Genomic DNA, 20,967 nt, shown 5'->3' with positions numbered 1-20,967 from the left:
ACAAATTTGCTGTATTTTTTAAGGCTACTTAATTGCTTGTGAGCAGCTCCGATCAAAAAAAGTTATAGTGCTTATATTGAACTATGACGGAATCGTCAAAACTATTTTTCCAATAGGATGGTTTTGCTCTAAATATTGTTGTGCGTCAGCAGCTTCCGATAGATTGAAAACGCTTGCTACTTCAATGGTTAATTGATTGGCATCAAACAACTGCGCACACTGGCGTAGTATCTCAGCTTGATGTGATTTTCCTTCTGATAGCTCCAGCAAAACAGGCGATAACATCATTTCCATGCTGAATCGTGCATTGCGCAACCGTGCGTCACTCCAATTTATATCACTGGTGGGTTGTAGGATCGTCACGATATCACCATATGGCCTGATACAACTAAAACAACTTTGTAGTACGTTCGATCCAACCGTATCGAATGCAATATCTACACCTTTACCGTTTGTTCTGTCTAGTACCGTAGCAATGACGTCTTGATTACAATAATTGATTACGTGGTCCGCACCTAAGCGCTTGGCATAGTTTGCTTTCTGATCATTGCTAACAGTCGTGATCACATGAGCGCCGGCCAATTTTGCTAATTGAATCGCCACGTGTCCGACACCACCAGCGCCCGCGTGAATCAAAACAGTTTGTTCACTATGTAGGTTGGCGCGGTCGTGCAATGCTTCCCAAGCCGTGATCAAAACCAGCGGTGCTGCTGCGGCCTGCTCAAATGAGAGGCTGCGTGGTTTGAGCGCAAGCAAATCATCGTCGACCAATACATATTCAGCGTAGCTACCTTGGCGACCATTAAATCCGGGTTGAGAAAAATACACTTCATCGCCTGGTTTGAAATGCTGCACTTGTGTGCCGACTGATTCAACGATCCCGGCGCCATCGCAACCGGGAATAACCGGGAAAGTCACCGGAAATCGATCGGGTGCTGTCCGTATTTTGATATCAATTGGATTGATGCCGACAGCTTTGATGCGAACCAGAACCTGATGATCATTGCAATGCTGAGGGGAGAGCGTATTTCCATATTGCAAAACATCACTATGGCCACCGCTGTGAAAAAAGATAGCATGCATGATTGTGTGCCTTAGCTTATATGAGTGATTTCACAAATAAATTTCTTGCGTACTTAATGGTTTATTTGGTGGAGTGTGAGTGATCACTTACAGACTCGAGTTCACCATGCTCTGCCGATTCATCACTTAGCCCACCATTTCAGATGATACCAAACAACAGCAATCCTGAATACGCCGGGGGGGGCTGCTGCATCCGATACCGGTGCATAATGGATGCGACGGGTTATATCATATTCGAACTCATAGTCGGTATTTCAATACAACTGTTTTAAAACATAATTGTGACGTCAGATCCATTGCTATGGAGTTAAGCAGTGTAGCAACCAGTGTTTGAATGTCGTTTCGATTGATTTTAATTGCTTCATTTACGGACTATGAATGCTTGATTTTAATCGATGAGCCATTGCGCAGCATTTCTGTTGCGTGTTGACGCGTAGTTTCGGTGATTGTAATACCTCCCAGCATGCGCGCAATTTCTTCTATGCGCTGCTGTTGGTCCAAGCTACTAATTTCACTTAAGATGGGTTGGTTTTTCCCTGGGCCTTGCACTTTTATAACCTGCCATTGCTGATCGCCTGCCGCTGCAACTTGTGGTAAGTGCGTAATGCATAAAACCTGCCGTTTCTGTCCCAATTTTTTAAGTAAATTACCAACTATTTCAGCGACCTTGCCGCCGATACCGACATCGACCTCGTCAAAAATTAGTGTGGGTATTTTGATGGCTTTACTGGCAATCACTTGTAAGGCTAAGCTGATACGTGATAATTCACCGCCAGAGGCAACTTTACTCAGTGGTTGTGGTGGCATGCCTTTATGTGCGGCAATATGGAATTCGATTTGCTCCAAGCCAGTGGAGTTACCTGCTTGCAAAGGAGTCAAAACTACTGTGAATTGTCCACCGTTCATAGCCAGCGTTTGCATAGCGGTCGTGACATTGTTCGAAAGCGATTCTGCTGCTTTGGCACGAACGATACTCAGCATTTTTGCTTGCTGTAGATAAATGGATTGTGCTTCCGCTTCCGATGTTTTTAGTTTTTCGATATTTGATCCGGCTTCGAGTGTTTCAAGTTGCTCCTTCAATGTGGTTTGAAATTGAAGCAGTTCTTCTGGGGGTAAGCGAAATTTTCGCGCCAGATTATGAATGGTAGATAAGCGTTGCTCGGCATTCAGTAGCAGTTGTGGGTCAAGATCCAGTGATTGACGGTAATCATTTAAAGCATAAATGCTTTCTTGTAATTGAATAGTGGTTGAATCGAGCAAATCGACAATTTCGTTCAATTGCGAATCATGTTCCAGTAATTGTCGTAATTGGCTGCATACGGCATTAATTTGCGAGAATGCGGCGTGCTCGTTCTCAGAGAGTTGCTCGATACCATTTTCAGCGGCTGACAGTAAAGCCGCAGCATGAGAAAGCCGAGCATGATCAGATTGTAGATTTTGCCATTCTTCAGCAGTTAGGTTCAGTTCGGATAGTTCTTGCAGTTGCCATTCGATTTGCTCACGCTTGGCTTGGGACTCTATGAGTGATTGTTCCGCAGAAATTCTTTGTTGCAAAATGGTTTGCCAGTTTTGATAAGTATCTCGAACAGTGCTTAGCAAATCTTCGCATTGCGCATAGGCGTCTAGTAGTTCACGTTGCGCGTCACGATGCAGCAGCGATTGGTGCGCATGTTGACTGTGGATGGCGACAAGAAAACTTCCAGCTATGCGTAATTGTTGTTGGGTGACGTTATGTCCATTGATATAGTTGCGGGAGCGCCCATTGATATCAATAATTCGCCGCATCAAGCATACTCCAGGATCACCTTGTAAATCATTGCCGTTGAGCCAGTCGATAAGATTCTGTTGTGACTGAATATCAAAAACTGCGTTGATTTCTGAGCGTTCGCAGCCTGGACGTATTTGTTGAATGTCACTGCGCTCACCAAGCGCAAGCATCAATGCATCCATTAAAATGGACTTGCCAGCACCGGTTTCACCGGTTAATACAGTAAAGCCTGATAAAAATTCCAGTTCGATGTGATCGACAATAACGAAGTCGCGAATGCTAAGATGCTTGAGCATACGATTGTGATCAAAAGTAGATCAAGGAAATTCGCTCCAACCAAGCTTTTCCCTAAGCATGCGATAGTAGCTGTGATTAGTCGAATGCAGCAATCGAACCGTTTGAGGATGGCGCTTGATGCTAATGCGATCAATTTGCTTTAGGTCGAAATAGGCGTGACTATCGCAGTTAATTCCAATGCTTATCGAGCTACGCATGTTGATTTCTATGTGCGCATTAGCACTGACTACGATTGGGCGGTTACTGAGCATGTGCGGGCATACCGGTACCAATGTGATAAGATTCAAGCTAGGAAACAAAATCGGCCCGCCTGCAGACAATGCGTATGCAGTGGAACCGGTTGGCGTTGCGATAATTAAGCCATCTGAGCGTAAAGTGTTCATGTATTCACCGTCGATTCTGACTTCAAGCTCAATCATGCCGCTACTAACGCCGCGATGTAGCACCACATCGTTAAAAGCAAGGCTATCGAATTTACTGATTCCTGCACGAGTGACCTGTGCTGAGAGCAACATACGTTCTTCAGTTTCAAATTGACCGGCTAATATTTCATCTAATATCACAAACATATTGTCTAACGATAAGTCGGTAAGAAACCCCAATCTTCCTTGATTGATTCCTATTAGGGGTACATCGTATGGCGCAAGCTTGCGGGCGATATTCAGCATGGTGCCATCGCCGCCAATTACAATGGCGAGATCAGCCTGTTGAGCAATCTCTTCAAGTGGCAAAGTTGCATAGGCTCTGGCAACAATCTGTGAGGCAGTCAGTTGATCAATAAGAATTTGATGCCCTTTATTGGTTAAGTATTTAGCAAGTTTCAACAGCGGAGCCGTAATTTCGTGTTTCTTATACTTGCCGATTAACGCAATGGTTTCAAATGTGGAGTTCATGTGCAGAGTGCTGTATCAGATTCAGGTTTGTTTTTGTTTTATTAATTTTAATGAACTTACCGTTAACATGAATTTCGTGGTCTCGACTGTGACTAAGAAATTCGAATATAGAATTGTTTTTTTGGATGTAGATACCCATGTTAGTGATTCCATCAAACAGATGATTTTATTTTTAAAAGTCTAACATAGAAAGATTAAAAGCCTGTATCCATACGCTATATCAGAGTAATAAAACAGCCTTGTTGATGTAAAATAACCCTATGCTAAATGAACGTGCGCAAATACTACTAAAAACATTGGTCGAGCGATATATCCACGAAGGACAACCGGTGGGTTCGCGTACCTTGTCTAAATTTTCCGGCTTAGATCTGAGTTCTGCAACAATCCGAAATGTTATGGCCGATCTTGAAGAAATGGGCTTGGTTGCTAGCCCACATACTTCAGCCGGTCGTGTTCCAACAGTCCAAGGCTATCGTTTTTTTGTGGATACACTACTGGTTGTGCAGACTTTAGATAGGACCGAATTAAATCACTTGGAAAGTCATTTGCATCCTGATAATCCATCTCGTCTCATTAATGCTGCATCGCATCTGCTTTCCGAGCTGACACAATTTGCCGGCTTGGTGATTACGCCGAAACATAAAGGTGCGGTATTTCGTTATATCGAATTTATGGCGCTGTCTGAGAAACGCATATTATTGATTATTGTAACCCCGGAGGGGGATGTGCAAAACAAAATTATCTTTACTCAAACACCTTATAGTCAGGCAGACTTGATCGAAGCTGGGAATTTCATTAATCAGCATTATGCGGGTTGTACGCTGGATGAAATTCGTGGTCGTTTAGATACTGAACTCAAACAATTGCGTGGCGAGTTGTTTAGTTTAATGAGTGCAGCAATTGAAGTGAGCGGTAGCGCAGCGAATGAAAATAGTGAAGCGGTTGTGGTTGCTGGAGAACGGAATCTGCTTCAAGTAAATGATTTAACTGAAAACTTGTTGGGACTAAAAAAGCTATTTGAATTGTTCGAGCGCAAGACAAAGCTATTGCAATTGCTCGAATTAAGCCGAAAAGCTCATGGCGTAAAAGTATTTATCGGCGGTGAGTCGGACGTCGCGTCTTTGGAAGAATTCAGTGTGATCGCTGCACCCTATGAGATTGATGGAGAAATTGTCGGTACTGTTGGCGTTATTGGTCCGAGGCGTATGGCTTATGAACGTGTAATTCCGATCGTTGATATTACAGCGAAGCTCCTATCGAGCGGATTATCGCAACATTAAACCTGTTTTTTGCGGGTTGTTCGAAAATGCTCTTGATCATTTAACGATGATCGCCTTTTTTATATGATTAGTCTATTTTATTCATGAACTCAAAATCGATTTATTGTCACGGTGATGCTTCCAAAATAGGTGTTTTGTTGGTCAATTTGGGAACACCGAATGCACCAACTGCAGAAGCGTTGCGACCTTATTTGAAAGAATTTCTTAGTAATTCACGCGTAATTGAAGTGCCTAGAGTAATCTGGTGGCCTATATTGTATGGATTCATTCTGCCATTTAGGCCCAAAAGATCCGCCGAAAAATACGCTAAAATCTGGTTGCCAGAAGGCTCGCCATTGAAAGTCCATACCGAGCGCCAAACCAAGCTTTTGCGCAAAGCGCTGCAAGCGCATTACAAAAATGCTCCTTTGGTTGAGTATGCCATGAATATTGGCGAACCTTCAATTGCAGCGGTGCTGGAGAAAATGCAGCAGCAAGGTTGTGATCGTATATTGATTTTGCCATTATTTCCTCAATATGCTGCCAGTAGCACGGCTGCGGCGATTGACGGTGTTTTTACTGCACTAGCAAAGATGCGTAATCAACCTGCTCTTCGTACAATCAAGCATTATCATGACTATCCAGGTTATATTGCCGCTTTGGCGCAAAATATTCGTGATTATTGGGCATCATACGGTCAGCCTGATAAATTGGTTATCAGCTTTCATGGCACGCCTCGTGCAAATTTGGATAAAGGCGACCCCTATCATTGCTATTGTCAAAAGACGGGTCGGTTATTAGCAGAAGCATTGCAATTAGCGAGTAATCAATATCAGATCTGCTTCCAATCACGCTTTGGCAAAGCGCAGTGGTTGATGCCTTACACGTCTGATACGTTAATTGCACTTGGGGGCCATGGGGTTGGGCGAGTTGATGTGGTGTGCCCTGGGTTTGTTTCGGATTGTCTAGAAACACTTGAAGAAATTGCGATGGAAGGCAAAGATCTTTTTATTCGTGCTGGTGGAAAGGAGTTTCACTACATTCCTTGTCTTAATGAGCGCGCGGATTGGATTCAAGCGCTGGTCGACATAACGCGCGAGCATTTAGCTGGTTGGGACAATTTGGAACCACTACAGGAATCGCTACAATTATCACGTAAGCTTGCATTACAACTGGGCGCTAAAGATTAAATGTTTGGCTATTTTCATCTAAGGTTGCAATTTAAGATTTGAACGGTTCGATTGACGGGTTTATTAAATTAGGCTAACATCGCCGTCCATATTTTAGGCAACAAAAGACACGAAAATATGATTGAGCTATTTCTATCAATAATGAAATAGAATATGCTTAAAATTGTTAAGAATAAGCCTCTTGCGGTTGTATTAAGAATACAGATTCTTTTCATCCTGGTAGCAGCAATTATTTTTGGATATTGGCTTGGGATGCATGGAGCAATATCTGCAATTTTGGGTGGTGGAGTTAATTTTGTATCGGGTATGGTATTTGGTCTGATCGTTTCTAATCATCAAGGATTTTTGCCGGGTGAAATAATTAAGACAGCCCTAAAAGCGGAAATACTTAAGATTAGTATTATTGTGATATTGCTATGGCTAATATTTAAATTCTACTTGAGTGTTATCCCAACTGTATTCATAGGAGTTTTCGTGTTGACGGTATTGTTGCATAGCGTTGCATTATTTGTGGTTAATGAGAAATAATCTTTATAAAATTTAGTATCGAGCAAATTGTTTTTTTATGGCATCAAATACAGAACTAACTCCAACGTCCTACATAGATCACCATCTTACTAATCTTACCTTCCAAATTAAGGAAGGGTCTTTTTGGGTATTGCACGTTGATACATTGATTACGTCGGTAATATTGGGCGTGATCAGCTTAGGGTTTATATGGCTGGTCGTGCGCAAAGCAACTCCAGGAGTCCCTTCTAAACGGCAAGCATTTGTTGAGCTTGCGGTCGAGTTTATTGATAACGAAGTCAAGAATACGTTTCATGGAGATCGCAGTGTATTTGTTGCGCCCACCGCTTTGACAATATTCATTTGGGTATTAATGATGAATACCATGGATATTCTGCCTATCGATATCATGGCGTGGATTTATGAACATGTGTTTGGATTACATAACTGGCGGACAGTTCCAACGACTGATGTCAATACAACTTTTGCGCTGGCATTGTCGGTTTGGTTTTTGATGATTTTCTTTAATGTTAAAGTAAAGGGGCTTGGTGGGTGGCTGCACGAGTTATTTTGTACGCCTTTTGGAAAAAACCCGCTTCTCTGGATATTGAATTTATTATTTAATTTCATTGAATATGTATCTAAACCTTTGTCACACTCATTGCGTTTGTTTGGTAACATTTATGCAGGCGAAATCATTTTCTTATTGCTAGGTATGTGGGCTGCAACTGGAATAAGCGGAACAATATTCGGTACCTTACTTGGAGCTGGCTGGGCAATATTTCATATTTTAATTGTTACTTTGCAAGCATTCATTTTCATGATGCTAACTGTTGTATATATATCTATGGCGCATGAATCACATTAATTTTAAAGTTCAATCGTTACAAATTATTATTAACCTTAATTACTAAAGGAAATTAAAATGGAGAATTTGCAGTATTTGGCAATGATTCAGGCATATACAGGTATAGGTATTGGCTTAATGATCGGACTTGGGGCAGCAGGTGCTTGTATTGGGGTTGGAGTGATGTGTAGTCGATTTTTAGAAGGAGCGGCTCGTCAACCTGAAATGATACCAACGCTACAAGGAAAGGTTTTTCTATTACTGGGTTTGACTGATGCGTCTTTCATTATCGCTGTGGGTTTGGCAATGCTTTTTGCGTTTGGTAATCCACTATTAGCGGTTATTCAATCTGTTGCTCAGTAATTGTGTATTGTTTTGCTACAAGTTATACGTATTAGATATCATAAAGGCTTGTTATGAATATTAATTTTACTTTAATTTCGCAAGCAATGGCCTTCGCAATATTTATCTGGTTTACGGTTAAGTATGTGTGGCCGCCGTTGCTGCGCGCTATTGAAGAGCGCCAAAAGACAATTGCTGACGGATTGGCGGCAGGAGAGCGCGGGCGACATGAATTGGAATTGGCGAATCAGCGTTCTTCCGATATTTTGAAAGATGCAAAACAACGTGCTACGGAAATAATACTGCAAGCTGAAAAACGAGCTACAGAAATTGTTGAAGAGGCGAAGAAAGTCGCGAAAGAAGAAGGCGATCGGATAATTGTTGGGGCAAAGGCGGATATTGAGCACGAGGTATACAGCGCCAAGGAAATCTTACGCAAACATGTAGCAGAATTGGCTGTTGCAGGTGCTGCAAAAATACTTCGTCGCGAAGTGGATATCAAGGCTCATGCGGATATGCTCGGTTCGCTAGAAAAAGATTTGAGAAAATAATGGCTGAAGCGATTACGGTTGCGCGACCATACGCAGAAGCGCTTTATAAGCTGTCGCTGAAAAATAAGAATCTATCGCAATGGTCTAAAATGTTGCAATTTGCTGCGAAGATTGCTGAAGATAAGCGAATCAAGATGCTTATTGATAATCCGAGAGTATCAGCAGAACAAATTAGCAAGTTATTCTTCGATATCGGTAAAAGCAATTTTGATAACGAAGCGCATAATTTTCTTACGCTGCTTGCGGAAAACAAGCGAATAACGATATTGCCACAAATTAGTCAACTATATGAACAATTGAAGGCGCAGTATGAAGGTATTTTAGAGGCTAAAATTACTAGTGCCTTTGAGATAGATGCGAAGCAATTAAAAAAATTAATTGATGACCTTGAACAGAAATTTAATTGCAAGATTGAACCAAAAGTAAGTATTGATCCAGAGTTAATAGGTGGCATCAAGGTTGAAATTGGTGATGAAGTTTTCGATGCATCTGTTCGAGGTAAACTTGAAGCTATGACTGTTGCCCTTAAAAGCTAGGAGTTAATGAAATGCAGTTAAACCCATCCGAAATCAGTGAGCTGATTAAAAAAAGGATTGAAGGACTCGCCGATACAGCGGAGATCCGTACACAGGGAACGGTAGTATCTGTTACAGATGGTATCGTCAGAATTCATGGTCTTTCAGATGTGATGCAAGGAGAGATGATAGAGTTCCCGGGAAATACCTATGGTCTGGCACTTAACCTTGAGCGTGACTCAGTGGGCGCGGTTATCATGGGTGCCTATGAACATATACGTGAAGGCGATGTTGTTAAGTGTACTGGACGTATTCTAGAAGTTCCAGTAGGGGAAGGTTTGTTGGGGAGAGTTGTTAACGCTTTAGGGCAGCCGATAGATGGAAAAGGTCCAATAACGGCGGTGAAGTCTGAGCCGATTGAAAAAATTGCTCCCGGTGTAATATGGAGGAAATCGGTTGATCAACCTGTGCAAACAGGTTTGAAGTCTGTCGATGCGATGGTGCCGGTTGGACGTGGACAGCGAGAGTTGATTATCGGTGATCGGCAGACAGGAAAAACTGCGGTAGCAATTGATGCGATTATTAACCAAAAAGGCCAAAACATGTTGTGTATCTATGTTGCGGTCGGTCAAAAAGCTTCATCAATTGCAAATGTGGTTCGGAAACTCGAAGAACATGGCGCTATGGAATATACCATCGTGGTTGCAGCGACAGCATCTGAGTCTGCTGCAATGCAATTTATATCACCTTACTCGGGCTGTACAATGGGTGAATATTTTCGCGATATAGGTCAAGATGCGCTGATTGTGTATGATGATTTAACTAAACAAGCTTGGGCTTATCGTCAAATTTCATTATTATTAAGACGTCCACCCGGACGAGAAGCTTATCCAGGTGATGTTTTCTACCTGCATTCGCGTTTGCTTGAAAGGGCTGCCCGCGTAAGTACTGATTATGTTGAGAAGGCGACCAATGGTAAAGTAAAGGGTAAAACAGGATCACTTACCGCTTTGCCTATTATTGAAACGCAAGCCGGAGACGTGACTGCATTTGTTCCTACTAATGTCATTTCGATTACCGATGGACAAATATTTTTAGAGACGGATTTATTTAATGCCGGCATACGCCCTGCAATTAATGCGGGGGTGTCAGTTTCTCGTGTGGGAGGGGCTGCGCAGACTAAGGTTATTAAAAAGCTCGGTGGAGGTATTCGCTTGGCATTAGCGCAATATCGAGAATTGGCAGCATTTGCACAATTTGCATCGGATTTGGATGAGGCGACCAGAAAACAACTTGAACGCGGAAAAATGGCAACTGAACTGATGAAGCAACCGCAGTATGCTACTTTGAGCGTATCGGAAATGGCGCTTACATTGTTTACCATTAATAACGGTTATTATGATGATGTCGAAGTGAAGCGTGCTTTGGCTTTTGAGTCTGCATTGAAAAGCTATATTCGCAGTCAACACGGTGCAATTTTAGAGAAAATCGAAAAAAATAAAGAACTGGATGCGGAAACAGAAAAGCAACTAAATGCGGCAATTCAAGAATTCAAGCAAAACGGAACTTACTAAGTCATGGCTGGCAGTAGAGAAATACGTAATAAGATTAAGAGTGTAAAGAATACGCAAAAAATCACGCGTGCTATGGAAATGGTAGCGGCGTCAAAAATGCGGAAGGCTCAAGATCGTATGAAAAAGGCTAGACCTTATGGAGAGAAAATTCGTAACGTTGCTGCGCATATGAGCGGTGCGAATACCGAGTATCGCCATCCGTTCTTGATAGAAAGAGATACCGTTAAACGAGTTGGAATTATTGTTGTTACTTCGGATAAAGGGCTTTGTGGTGGATTGAATACTAATGTTTTGCGCAAGGCTCTCAATCAAATGAAGATTTGGCAATCAGAGGGCGAGCAAATCGAAGTCTGTTGCATAGGTAACAAAGGCTTAGGATTTATGAGTCGTATCAATGCGACCGTTATTTCGCAGATTGTTGGTCTGGGCGATACACCTGATATGGAAAGACTTATCGGGGCAGTCAAAGTAATGCTAGATGGTTACACGCAAGATCGCTTTGATCGAGTCTTCATTTATTATAATCGCTTTATTAATACTATGAAGCAAGAGCCTGTTATGGAGCAACTTCTTCCTTTGACTGATGAACGTATTCATAGCGGTAAAAAAGAGGATGACACATCGAGAGTTACATGGGATTATCTTTATGAGCCAGAAGCAAAACCGGTTATTGATGATCTGATGATTCGGTATATTGAGGCTATCGTTTATCAAGCTGTTGCTGAAAATATGGCTTCAGAGCAATCTGCGAGAATGGTGGCTATGAAGGCTGCTTCGGATAACGCTGGAAACGTTATAGATGAATTAACATTGATTTATAACAAATCTCGACAAGCGGCGATTACAAAAGAATTGTCCGAAATTGTCGGTGGCGCTGCTGCCGTTTAAAAAAAATTTTGAAATTTTAGGAAACAATAATGAGTCAAGGAAAAATTGTTCAGTGTATAGGTGCAGTCATTGATGTGGAGTTTTCGCGTGAATCGATTCCCAAAGTTTATGATGCGCTGGTAATGGAAGGATCCGAACTCACATTGGAAGTGCAACAGCAATTGGGTGATGGTGTCGTGCGTACTATTGCATTAGGTTCTTCTGATGGCTTACGTCGCGGTATGATAGTTGAGAATACCGGTGAGCAAATTACAGTTCCCGTCGGTACTAAAACACTTGGTCGTATCATGGATGTTTTGGGGCGTCCAATTGATGAAATGGGAGATATCGGTTCGGAGCATAGTATGTCGATACACCGTCCGGCTCCTGCCTTTGATGAGTTATCTGCATCGACTGAGCTATTAGAGACAGGAATTAAAGTAATTGATTTGATTTGTCCTTTTGCCAAAGGCGGTAAGGTTGGTCTGTTTGGTGGTGCGGGCGTTGGCAAGACAGTAAATATGATGGAGTTAATTCGAAACATCGCTATTGAGCATAGTGGTTATTCTGTGTTTGCTGGTGTTGGCGAACGAACACGAGAAGGTAATGACTTTTATCATGAAATGAAAGACTCTAAGGTTCTTGATAAGGTGGCGTTAGTATATGGGCAAATGAATGAGCCACCTGGAAACCGGTTGCGTGTGGCGTTGACAGGTTTAACAATGGCGGAATCTTTCCGTGATGAAGGTCGCGATGTTCTATTCTTTGTGGATAATATCTATCGCTATACGCTAGCAGGAACCGAAGTGTCAGCGTTGTTGGGTCGTATGCCTTCGGCTGTTGGTTATCAACCAACGTTGGCAGAGGAAATGGGGCGCTTACAAGAACGAATTACTTCAACCAAAACTGGATCGATTACATCCATACAAGCAGTTTATGTACCTGCCGATGATCTAACGGATCCATCTCCAGCAACAACTTTTGGACACTTAGATGCAACGGTTGTATTGTCGCGCGATATCGCATCCTTGGGGATTTATCCGGCCGTTGATCCCTTGGATTCGACATCACGACAATTAGATCCGCAAGTGGTAGGTGAGGAACACTATAATACAGCTCGCGCTGTGCAACAAACGCTTCAACGTTATAAAGAATTGCGGGATATTATTGCTATTTTAGGTATGGATGAGTTGTCGGCTGAAGATAAATTGGCTGTGAGTCGGGCTCGTAAGATTCAACGATTCTTGTCTCAGCCTTTTAACGTAGCTGAGGTCTTTACCGGATCTCCAGGGAAATATGTTTCACTTAAAGATACTATTAAGGGCTTCAAGGGTATTGTTGAAGGTGAATACGACGAGCTTCCAGAGCAAGCATTCTATATGGTTGGTAGCATTGAAGAGGCAGTAGAGAAAGCTAAAACGCTTCAATAAAGGAAGGGAGTCGTGATCATGGGTACCGTTTTTCACCTTGATATTGTAAGTGCTGAAGAGTCGATTTATTCAGGCCCAGTTGAATTTGTGGTGGCTCCCGCTCAAATGGGAGAAATAGGAGTTTATCCGAGACATACTCCACTGTTGACTCGAATCAAATCTGGAATGGTGCGTATTAAGGCGCAATTGAAAGATGAAGAACTCATTTATGTCTCAGGTGGTATGCTCGAAGTGCAACCGGATGTAGTGACAATATTGGCTGATACTGCAGTTCGTAGTCATGACTTAGATGAGGCGAAGGCAATTGAGGCGAAGAAAGCTGCTGAAGAAGCATTGAAAAATCGTGATTCCGATATAGATTATGCTAAGGCTCAAGCGGAATTAGTAGAAGCTGTGGCACAATTAGCAGCAATTGATAATCTGAGAAAGCGTAAGCATTAAAACTTATTTGCTTTCTTTCTAAGAAAAAAAGCGACATAAGTCGCTTTTTTTATGTCTTAATTAATCTGCCAGTAATATTATAATAGTTTTTCATTGGTAAACTTTTAATGCTTTGGTGCGTTTAATTTTCTGTTTCTGAAAGCGTGAGCTGATTGAAAATCAGAAGAGAAGGATTGTGCGATCAATATCCCACTGCTTACGATGAGAATTTTGTTCCACAGGTAATTTATTAAGATTGATCATATGAAATCCACATCTATTTCGAATAAGCTCAATATCGTCATTCTAGCGGCTGGAGCTGGAAAACGAATGCAATCCATCCTTCCAAAAGTGTTACATACCCTGGCAGGAAATTCATTGTTACAGCATGTGATTAATACTGCTAGGCGGTTACTTCCTAATAAAATTTGCATTGTAATTGGCCATGGTGGTGAAGCGGTTAGGAAAGCGATTCTAGACGATGATTTAATTTGGATAACCCAGGAGCAGCAACTAGGTACAGGGCACGCTGTGATGCAAGCCTTGCCACATCTCGATAAAGAAGAGCAAACGCTGGTGCTCTATGGTGACGTACCTTTAATTAATATAGCTACGCTGGAAAAATTAATACAAGCTACAAAAAACGAGCAATGTGCTCTCATGACTGCAGTACTACCTGATGCAACAGGATATGGGCGTATTGTTAGGGATGTCAAATCAAAAGGTATTACGGCGATCGTAGAACAAAAAGAAGCCAATCATGAACAATTAGCTATTCGTGAAATTAATACTGGGATTATGTTGATTCCTAATCAGTATTTGCATGAATGGTTACCTGAACTGAAAAATAGTAATGCGCAGCAAGAGTACTACTTGACCGATGTTATCGGTATGGCAGCAAAACTTGGTATTGAAATAGCATCTGCTCAACCCCTCAATACTTGGGAAGTGATGGGTGTCAACAACAAACGACAACTAGCTGAATTAGAGAGAATTTATCAGGGAGAACGTGCTAACGAACTACTTGAACAGGGTGTAAAGCTCATCGATCCGGGTCGAATTGATATACGTGGCAGCCTTTCCTGTGAATCTGATGTGGAAATTGATGTAAATTGCATTTTTGAGGGTAACGTAGTGCTTGGTAAGGGTGTAAAGATTGGCGCCAACTGTATACTAAAGAATGTTACTGTCGCTGCTGATACTCATATTCACCCATATAGCTTAATTGAAGATACGGAAATTGCGAATGATTGCAGAATCGGTCCTTACGCGCGGATACGTCCTGGTACAAAACTTTCTAGTAAAGTTCATATTGGCAATTTTGTCGAAGTAAAAAATAGTCAAATTGCGTTAGGAACTAAAGCAAATCATCTCAGCTATATTGGTGATTCGATTATAGGAAAAGGTGTCAATATCGGCGCTGGAACCATTACATGTAACTACGATGGTGCTAATAAATATCAAACCATCATAGAAGATGATGTTTTTGTGGGATCGGATACACAGTTTGTTGCACCTGTTAGAATCTCGAAAGGTTCTACAATTGGTGCTGGATCAACGATTACTAAGGATACTCCTGAGAATACATTGACTTTAGCGAGATCGAAGCAAGTCAGTATTTCTGGGTGGAAACGTCCTGTAAAGAAGGCTAATAAATAGAGAAGAAGGTTTTTTGTTTTTTCAATAAAAATAATTGGAGCCAGGAGGCAGGACATGTGTGGAATAGTTGGTGCAATCGCTAAAGTAAATGTCGTACCAATATTATTAGAAGGATTATCACGTCTTGAATACCGTGGTTACGATTCAGCGGGATTCGTTGTAACAAAAAATGGTTTGTTGGATAGAGTCCGTACCCAGGGTCGTGTAGCTGAGTTGAGCAAGCTTGCAGCAAACAGCGATAAGCAAGGTTTTTCTGGTATTGCACATACCCGTTGGGCAACGCATGGAGAGCCTTCAGAGCGTAACGCGCATCCACACTTTTCTGAAAGAAAATCCAAGATTGCGGTAGTACATAACGGAATTATCGAGAATCATGAGGATATACGCACTGAACTCAAAAAACATGGTTATGAATTTTTATCGGATACTGATACCGAAGTCATTGTTCATTTGATCGCTTTTAAGCTTGAGCAAGAAAAGGATTTATTCAAAGCAGTTTGCTTATCGCTGACTGAATTACATGGCGCTTATGCCATTGCCGTGATGGAAGAAACTGATCCGGAGCGGATTATCGTTGCGCGAAACGGCGCTCCTTTACTGATAGGTGTGGGGGAGAATGGTAATTATATTGCTTCGGATACTTCTGCTTTGTTGCAGGCAACACGTAAAATTATTTATTTGGAAGAAGGTGATGTAGCTGAAATCAACACTCATGGTTATCGTATTGTAAATTGTTTAAACAATCATTTAGGTGAGCCAGTTGAACGCTTGATTCACGAAAGTCATTTATCCAACGAATCACTTGAGTTAGGGCCTTATGCGCACTTCATGCAAAAAGAAATATTTGAGCAACCGAGTGCAGTGGGTAATACTTTAGAGATGGTATTCAATGCCCAATCAATTTCTCCTAACCTATTTGGTAGCGAAGCAAAGGAAATATTTTCTCAAACAAAAGGCATTCTGATTTTAGCTTGTGGTACCAGTTATCATGCTGGCTTGGTCGCACGATATTGGTTTGAGACAGTAGCCGGAATGCCTTGTAACGTTGAGATTGCCAGTGAATATCGTTATCGAGATCCAATTGCAGATCCGAATACATTGGTTATCGGTATTTCGCAATCCGGAGAGACTGCGGATACTTTGGCAGCATTGAATTATGCAAAAAAGCTTGGGCATCAATATAGCCTTGCAATTTGTAATGTACCTGAGAGTGCACTTGTACGGCAAACTAATTTGCGTTTTTTAACGCGTGCAGGACCGGAAATTGGCGTGGCATCGACGAAAGCGTTTACCACGCAACTTGCATCATTATTGTTATTAATTATAACCTTAGCAAAGCTTCATCGCAGTTTATCCGCAGACATCGAGCAGCAGATGATCGCAGCATTACGGCACTTACCAGTAGCATTGCAGCATGCTTTACAAGTTGAACCGCAAGTAAAAGCTTGGGCAAAGAAATTTTCAGAAAAGCGCCATGCGCTGTTTCTCGGGCGAGGTGTTCATTATCCTATTGCGATGGAAGGGGCGTTAAAGCTTAAGGAAATTTCTTATATTCATGCCGAAGCTTATGCAGCCGGGGAACTGAAACATGGTCCGCTTGCTTTGGTGGATAACGAAATGCCAATCGTTACAATTGCGCCTAATGATCAATTGCTCGGTAAGCTCAAATCAAATCTGCAAGAAGTTCATGCGCGCGGTGGAGAACTCTATGTATTTGCTGATGCTGATTCGCACATTGAAGAAAGTAAGAATATTCATGTAATTCGGTTATCCGAGCATGCGGGTTTGCTAAGCCCCATACTTCACACGATTCCGCTACAAATGTTGGCTTATCATGTGGCTTTAGAAAAAGGAACCGACGTTGATAAACCGCGCAATCTGGCGAAAGCAGTAACGGTTGAGTAATGCTCGAATTGTGATGGAAATAACTTCGGCAGACTGAAATAATTATCTGATTTTCGATTAAACGCTCATAAGGAGTTTTTCCTCTCAAGCCTCCATGAGATCGGTGAATTGTAGAAACTTCCCATTTGGTTAATTCGGCATGCGGGTCAACATCATGGTATATGTTAATAGCTGGAAACTTCCGCATGGTCAGTACCATGCGAAGTTCTATCTTGCCATTTAGTCGAGGTGTTCCGGGCTTGATGCAAGCGTATCGCACACCCATGTCTTCCAGGTACCGCATAAAGCCCTGCTTCCATTTAAAAAGTATCTCTTTGCGCTTGTAGATTCATCAACGACTCCTTGAAAACAATTCAATTTATCAAAATTGTCAACCGAAGTCGTAAGATTCATAACGCTGGATTATTCGGTTTTCGGACGGCGATTATCTAAGCTGCAAGCACCTGCGCCGTAAACCGCCAACAGCATCAATCCACCGGAAATCGCAAAATTTTTCATGAACAGGATGGCTTGCATTTGGTCAGAAAAATTGTGATGGAAGAGTACCGCCGTGGCAATACAAAACAGTGCAAGCGCAGCCGCGGTCAGCTTGGTTTGCCATCCGATGATAACGGCTAGCCCTCCTCCGAGTTCTAATAGTATTACCAGCGGCAGCAGCATGCCCGGTATTCCTACCGATTCCATGTAGCCTTGTGTGCCCTCATAACCGCCTATTTTCTGCCAACCGGCAATGAGAAATAGGTGACCCAACATTATTCTTGCAACGACTTGTGTTATTTTTTCCATTTTAAATGTCCTTTTTAATGTTTGATAAGGGTATTGTAGTAAGCATTATGATTTACGATTTATCCAAGCACGGTTACGCACAAAATCGTTGGTTTGAAAATCACGCATGGCTCGATCAATTTGTTCCCGTGTGTTCATGACAAACGGACCATGGCGCATGATCGGCTCTTCTATGGGTTTGCCACTTGCGACAATCATACGCGCACCTTCGGATCCAGCGACAAAGTCTAATATATTTTCCTCGGAGTCAAAAACGATTAATGAATGTGTTGATATATGCTGCGTATCGATATGCCCAGTTCCCTCAAAGACATACGCAAAGCTGTTATTGTCCGCAGAAAAAACATGATGAAACTGTTTGCCAGGATTAACCTGAACATCGAAATGGACCACCTCAGTCAAGCTATCTTCAATCGGCGATTGGGCTCTGGCATAGTGGCCAATTAAGACTTTTAACCGATAGTTTGGCGTTTCTACAATGGGAAATGCATCCTCTGGGAACTCTTGATATTCCGGTTGATCCATTTTACTCATGGAAGGTAAGTTAATCCACAATTGAAAGCCACGCAATAAGCCGTTTTGCTGTTCTGGCATCTCAGAGTGAATAATACCGCTCGCCGCTTTCATCCATTGTGCCGATCCAGGCCCGAGGACACCGCTGTTGCCCATGCTGTCCTGATGTTTCATCAAGCCATCGATCATGTAGGTGAACGTGCTAAATCCACGATGTGGATGAGACGGGAATCCGGCAATATAGTCGTTCGGATTGTCGCTACTGATGTGATCCAGTAATAAAAATGGATCGAAATTGCGTAATGCAGGGCCACCGATGGTGCGATGCACGGTAACACCCGCGCCTTCCCGTACTGCTTCGGCGGGAATCAATCGTGCGGTGTTGATGAATGCTGTATCCATGATGTTCTCCTTGAAAAAAATAGTTTGTTTTGATAAATGCGTCTGGAGTTATTATCATGGTTCTCTTTATGTGAATAAAGTATCTAAATGAGAAATTATTGTTCTCGAATTTTTAATAAAAGGTGCTCGATGGATCGATTTGAAAATATGAATGCTTTTGTGCATGTGGTTGAAGCTGGCGGCATCAGTGCCGCGGCGGATCGCATGAATGTGGCGAAATCTGTAGTCAGCCGCCGTTTAAAAGAATTGGAAGAGCACCTTGGTGTTGAATTATTTCACCGCACTACTCGGCAGATGAATTTGACCGATACCGGGCGCGCATTTTATCAACAGTGTGTGCGTATTCTCGAAGACGTTCTTGAAGCCGAACACGCCATGTCACAGTTTCATGGTTCGCTAAAAGGTAGCTTGAAGGTGGCTATGCCATTGAGTTTTGGTTTGCTGCATTTGGGGTCGGCCATTCATGAGTTTTTACACCTGCATCCAGACATTGAATTCAATTTGGATTTGAATGACCGCCAAGTCGATTTGCTGACCGAAGGTTTCGATTTGGCCATTCGTATCGCCAACCTGCCGGATTCCAGCCTGATTGCACGCCGGCTGTCGTCAATTCAAGCCGTGATGTGCGCCAGTCCTGCGTATCTCGAACATATGGGGGTGCCACAAACACCGCAGCAACTCATTCATCACCGTTGCCTGGTGTATAACCTAATCAGCAATTTCGATCAGTGGGATTTATACGATGGCGATGGACAGTTGACTAGCGTCAAAATTGTTCCGTACTTAAAAGCCAGTAATGGGGAATTCCTTCGGGATGCCGCCGTTGCCGGCTTAGGGATCCTATTACTGCCGACGTTCATTGTCTACCAGGAAATCGAGCGTGGCGCATTGATTCCGCTATTGACTGAATTTCACGCGCCACAACTGACTGCTTATGCTATTTATCCGCAGACCAGGCATTTGTCGCAACGCGTCAGGGCATTGGTCGATTTTCTGATTGAACGGTTTGAAGGGACGCCGTACTGGGACGTGTGTTTGCAAGGTGAAAAAAAGACCGGAGATCGTGTCGCTTAAAGTATTACAAAACATGCTGTGGCTAATCAACATTGAGAAGCTTCCACTGTGATAGCATGAAGCATATGGCCGAATTAAGCATTTGCGAAGAACTCTACTGTAAGCAGTCGAGTTCTTCATTAAGAATCAGAATGATATAGAAAAATTAGTGAGATTACTGGTAAACAATGACAATTCGTCAGCTATTTATCAGCAAGCTTGTAATTTTTCTGTTAAGCGTCTGCTGCCATTGTCGTACGCATTTTTTGTAACGCTTTGGTTTCAATTTGACGAATACGCTCTGCCGATACGCCAAATTCCTCAGCAAGGTCGTGTAATGTCGCTGTATCTTCTTTTTCCTTCAGCCATCTGGCTTCGATAATGCGGCGGCTTCGGTCATCCAAGCATCCGAGAGATTTCTGTAATCCTGATTCACGCATCATCGAAAGCTGTTCTTCTTCCAGAATGCCGGAAGGTTCCAATTCGTCTGTCAAATAATGAATAGGACTGAAGGTGGCATCGTCATCCGCTTCATCGGACAGTGGTTCCAATGAAATATCTGAACCATTGAAGCGTTTTTCCATTTCAATCACTTCTTCTGATTTAACTCCGAGCTGCTCGGCCATTTCATCTACTTCTTGCGGATTCATGGAATCAAGGCCTTTTTTCATGCTGCGTAGATTAAAAAATAATTTACGTTGTTGTTTAGTGGTCGCTATTTTTACTAATCGCCAGTTACGCATGATGAATTCATGAATCTCAGCTTTAATCCAATGTACGGCAAATGATACTAAACGGACGCCTCTTTCAGGATCAAAGCGTTTAACTGCCTTCATCAAGCCGACATTTCCCTCTTGAATTAAGTCTGCTTGAGGCAGACCGTATCCTTTGTAGCCACGTGCGATGGCAACCACAAAACGTAAATGTGACAAAATTAATTTTTGTGCTGCCTTAATATCATCGTGATTCCACAAAAGTCGAGCTAGTTTTGTTTCCTCTTCTTGAGATAAGATAGGAAAAGAATTAGCTGACTGAATATAGCTTTCAATGCTACTACCCATTTCCGGCAATACTAAAGCATTCGTCATTATGATAATCTCCTATTG

The 20,967-nt window shown here is 42.3% G+C and carries 21 protein-coding genes; 14 read left to right on the top strand and 7 right to left on the bottom strand.

Features of this window, described 5'->3' with window-relative positions; all coding sequences use genetic code 11:
- Nucleotides 1-81: 81 nt before the first annotated feature.
- The 3 genes from W03_RS10915 to W03_RS10905 all read right to left on the bottom strand — a co-directional run bounded on the left by W03_RS10915 (nt 82) and on the right by W03_RS10905 (nt 4,041).
- Complete coding sequence (locus W03_RS10915) at nt 82-1,083, bottom strand: zinc-dependent alcohol dehydrogenase family protein (RefSeq protein ID WP_244073250.1); 1,002 nt, start codon at nt 1,081-1,083, stop codon at nt 82-84.
- A 372-nt stretch (nt 1,084-1,455) separates the two neighbouring features.
- A complete protein-coding gene (gene recN / locus W03_RS10910; RefSeq protein ID WP_244073248.1) occupies nt 1,456-3,147 on the bottom strand; it encodes a DNA repair protein RecN in 1,692 nt (563 codons plus the stop codon).
- A 21-nt stretch (nt 3,148-3,168) separates the two neighbouring features.
- On the bottom strand, nt 3,169-4,041 hold the full coding sequence (locus tag W03_RS10905; protein ID WP_244073246.1) for an NAD kinase: 873 nt from the start codon (nt 4,039-4,041) through the stop codon (nt 3,169-3,171).
- A gap of 260 nt (nt 4,042-4,301) precedes the next feature.
- On the opposite strand from W03_RS10905, the gene hrcA reads away from it, so the two are divergent.
- The 13 genes from hrcA (at nt 4,302) to glmS (ending at nt 17,107) form a co-directional block, all read left to right on the top strand.
- Nucleotides 4,302-5,321, top strand: coding sequence for a heat-inducible transcriptional repressor HrcA (gene hrcA, locus W03_RS10900; RefSeq protein WP_244073244.1), 1,020 nt, complete (start codon nt 4,302-4,304; stop codon nt 5,319-5,321).
- Nucleotides 5,322-5,404: 83 nt separating this feature from the next.
- On the top strand, nt 5,405-6,490 hold the full coding sequence (gene hemH / locus W03_RS10895) for a ferrochelatase (RefSeq protein WP_244073242.1): 1,086 nt from the start codon (nt 5,405-5,407) through the stop codon (nt 6,488-6,490).
- A gap of 153 nt (nt 6,491-6,643) precedes the next feature.
- Nucleotides 6,644-7,018 (top strand): ATP synthase subunit I, encoded by a 375-nt coding sequence (locus W03_RS10890; RefSeq protein ID WP_244073241.1) that lies wholly within the window; start codon nt 6,644-6,646, stop codon nt 7,016-7,018.
- A gap of 37 nt (nt 7,019-7,055) precedes the next feature.
- Nucleotides 7,056-7,865, top strand: coding sequence for a F0F1 ATP synthase subunit A (atpB, locus tag W03_RS10885; protein WP_244073239.1), 810 nt, complete (start codon nt 7,056-7,058; stop codon nt 7,863-7,865).
- Between the two features lie 57 nt (nt 7,866-7,922).
- Nucleotides 7,923-8,207 carry a F0F1 ATP synthase subunit C gene (atpE, locus tag W03_RS10880; protein ID WP_244073238.1) on the top strand — a complete coding sequence of 95 codons (285 nt, stop codon included), beginning with the start codon at nt 7,923-7,925 and terminating at the stop codon, nt 8,205-8,207.
- A 53-nt stretch (nt 8,208-8,260) separates the two neighbouring features.
- Entirely contained in the window at nt 8,261-8,737 is a 477-nt protein-coding gene (locus tag W03_RS10875) for a F0F1 ATP synthase subunit B (protein ID WP_244073237.1), read from the top strand.
- Complete coding sequence (locus tag W03_RS10870; protein ID WP_244073235.1) at nt 8,737-9,273, top strand: F0F1 ATP synthase subunit delta; 537 nt, start codon at nt 8,737-8,739, stop codon at nt 9,271-9,273. The genes W03_RS10875 and W03_RS10870 overlap by 1 nt, the downstream gene beginning before the upstream one ends.
- Before the next feature lie 11 nt (nt 9,274-9,284).
- Nucleotides 9,285-10,826, top strand: a complete 1,542-nt coding sequence (atpA, locus tag W03_RS10865) for a F0F1 ATP synthase subunit alpha (RefSeq protein ID WP_244073233.1) — start codon at nt 9,285-9,287, stop codon at nt 10,824-10,826.
- 3 nt (nt 10,827-10,829) lie between these two features.
- A complete protein-coding gene (gene atpG / locus W03_RS10860) occupies nt 10,830-11,714 on the top strand; it encodes a F0F1 ATP synthase subunit gamma (RefSeq protein WP_244073231.1) in 885 nt (294 codons plus the stop codon).
- 29 nt (nt 11,715-11,743) lie between these two features.
- A complete protein-coding gene (atpD, locus tag W03_RS10855) occupies nt 11,744-13,123 on the top strand; it encodes a F0F1 ATP synthase subunit beta (RefSeq protein WP_244073229.1) in 1,380 nt (459 codons plus the stop codon).
- An 18-nt stretch (nt 13,124-13,141) separates the two neighbouring features.
- A complete protein-coding gene (locus W03_RS10850) occupies nt 13,142-13,564 on the top strand; it encodes a F0F1 ATP synthase subunit epsilon (protein ID WP_244073227.1) in 423 nt (140 codons plus the stop codon).
- A gap of 243 nt (nt 13,565-13,807) precedes the next feature.
- Nucleotides 13,808-15,202: a bifunctional UDP-N-acetylglucosamine diphosphorylase/glucosamine-1-phosphate N-acetyltransferase GlmU gene (glmU, locus tag W03_RS10845; protein ID WP_244073225.1), complete on the top strand. Its 1,395-nt coding sequence runs from the start codon at nt 13,808-13,810 to the stop codon at nt 15,200-15,202.
- Nucleotides 15,203-15,256: 54 nt separating this feature from the next.
- On the top strand, nt 15,257-17,107 hold the full coding sequence (gene glmS, locus W03_RS10840) for a glutamine--fructose-6-phosphate transaminase (isomerizing) (RefSeq protein WP_244073223.1): 1,851 nt from the start codon (nt 15,257-15,259) through the stop codon (nt 17,105-17,107).
- A 164-nt stretch (nt 17,108-17,271) separates the two neighbouring features.
- Here the strand turns inward: glmS and W03_RS13410 are convergent, their stop codons facing one another.
- From W03_RS13410 to W03_RS10830, 3 genes are all read right to left on the bottom strand, one after another.
- Nucleotides 17,272-17,406 (bottom strand): hypothetical protein, encoded by a 135-nt coding sequence (locus W03_RS13410; protein WP_279600076.1) that lies wholly within the window; start codon nt 17,404-17,406, stop codon nt 17,272-17,274.
- A 103-nt stretch (nt 17,407-17,509) separates the two neighbouring features.
- Nucleotides 17,510-17,893, bottom strand: coding sequence for a DoxX family protein (locus W03_RS10835; protein WP_244073222.1), 384 nt, complete (start codon nt 17,891-17,893; stop codon nt 17,510-17,512).
- A 45-nt stretch (nt 17,894-17,938) separates the two neighbouring features.
- A complete protein-coding gene (locus W03_RS10830) occupies nt 17,939-18,808 on the bottom strand; it encodes a pirin family protein (RefSeq protein ID WP_244073220.1) in 870 nt (289 codons plus the stop codon).
- A 129-nt stretch (nt 18,809-18,937) separates the two neighbouring features.
- Between W03_RS10830 and W03_RS10825 the strand changes: the two genes are divergently transcribed.
- Nucleotides 18,938-19,882 (top strand): LysR family transcriptional regulator, encoded by a 945-nt coding sequence (locus W03_RS10825; RefSeq protein ID WP_244073217.1) that lies wholly within the window; start codon nt 18,938-18,940, stop codon nt 19,880-19,882.
- A gap of 212 nt (nt 19,883-20,094) precedes the next feature.
- On the opposite strand, the gene rpoH is transcribed toward W03_RS10825, so the two are convergent.
- Entirely contained in the window at nt 20,095-20,949 is an 855-nt protein-coding gene (rpoH, locus tag W03_RS10820) for an RNA polymerase sigma factor RpoH (protein ID WP_244073215.1), read from the bottom strand.
- Nucleotides 20,950-20,967 lie beyond the last annotated feature (18 nt).

The sequence above is a fragment of the Nitrosomonas sp. PY1 genome, assembly GCF_022836435.1.
In the GTDB taxonomy this organism is placed as follows: domain Bacteria; phylum Pseudomonadota; class Gammaproteobacteria; order Burkholderiales; family Nitrosomonadaceae; genus Nitrosomonas.
This window is presented reverse-complemented; position numbering and strand designations above follow the sequence as displayed.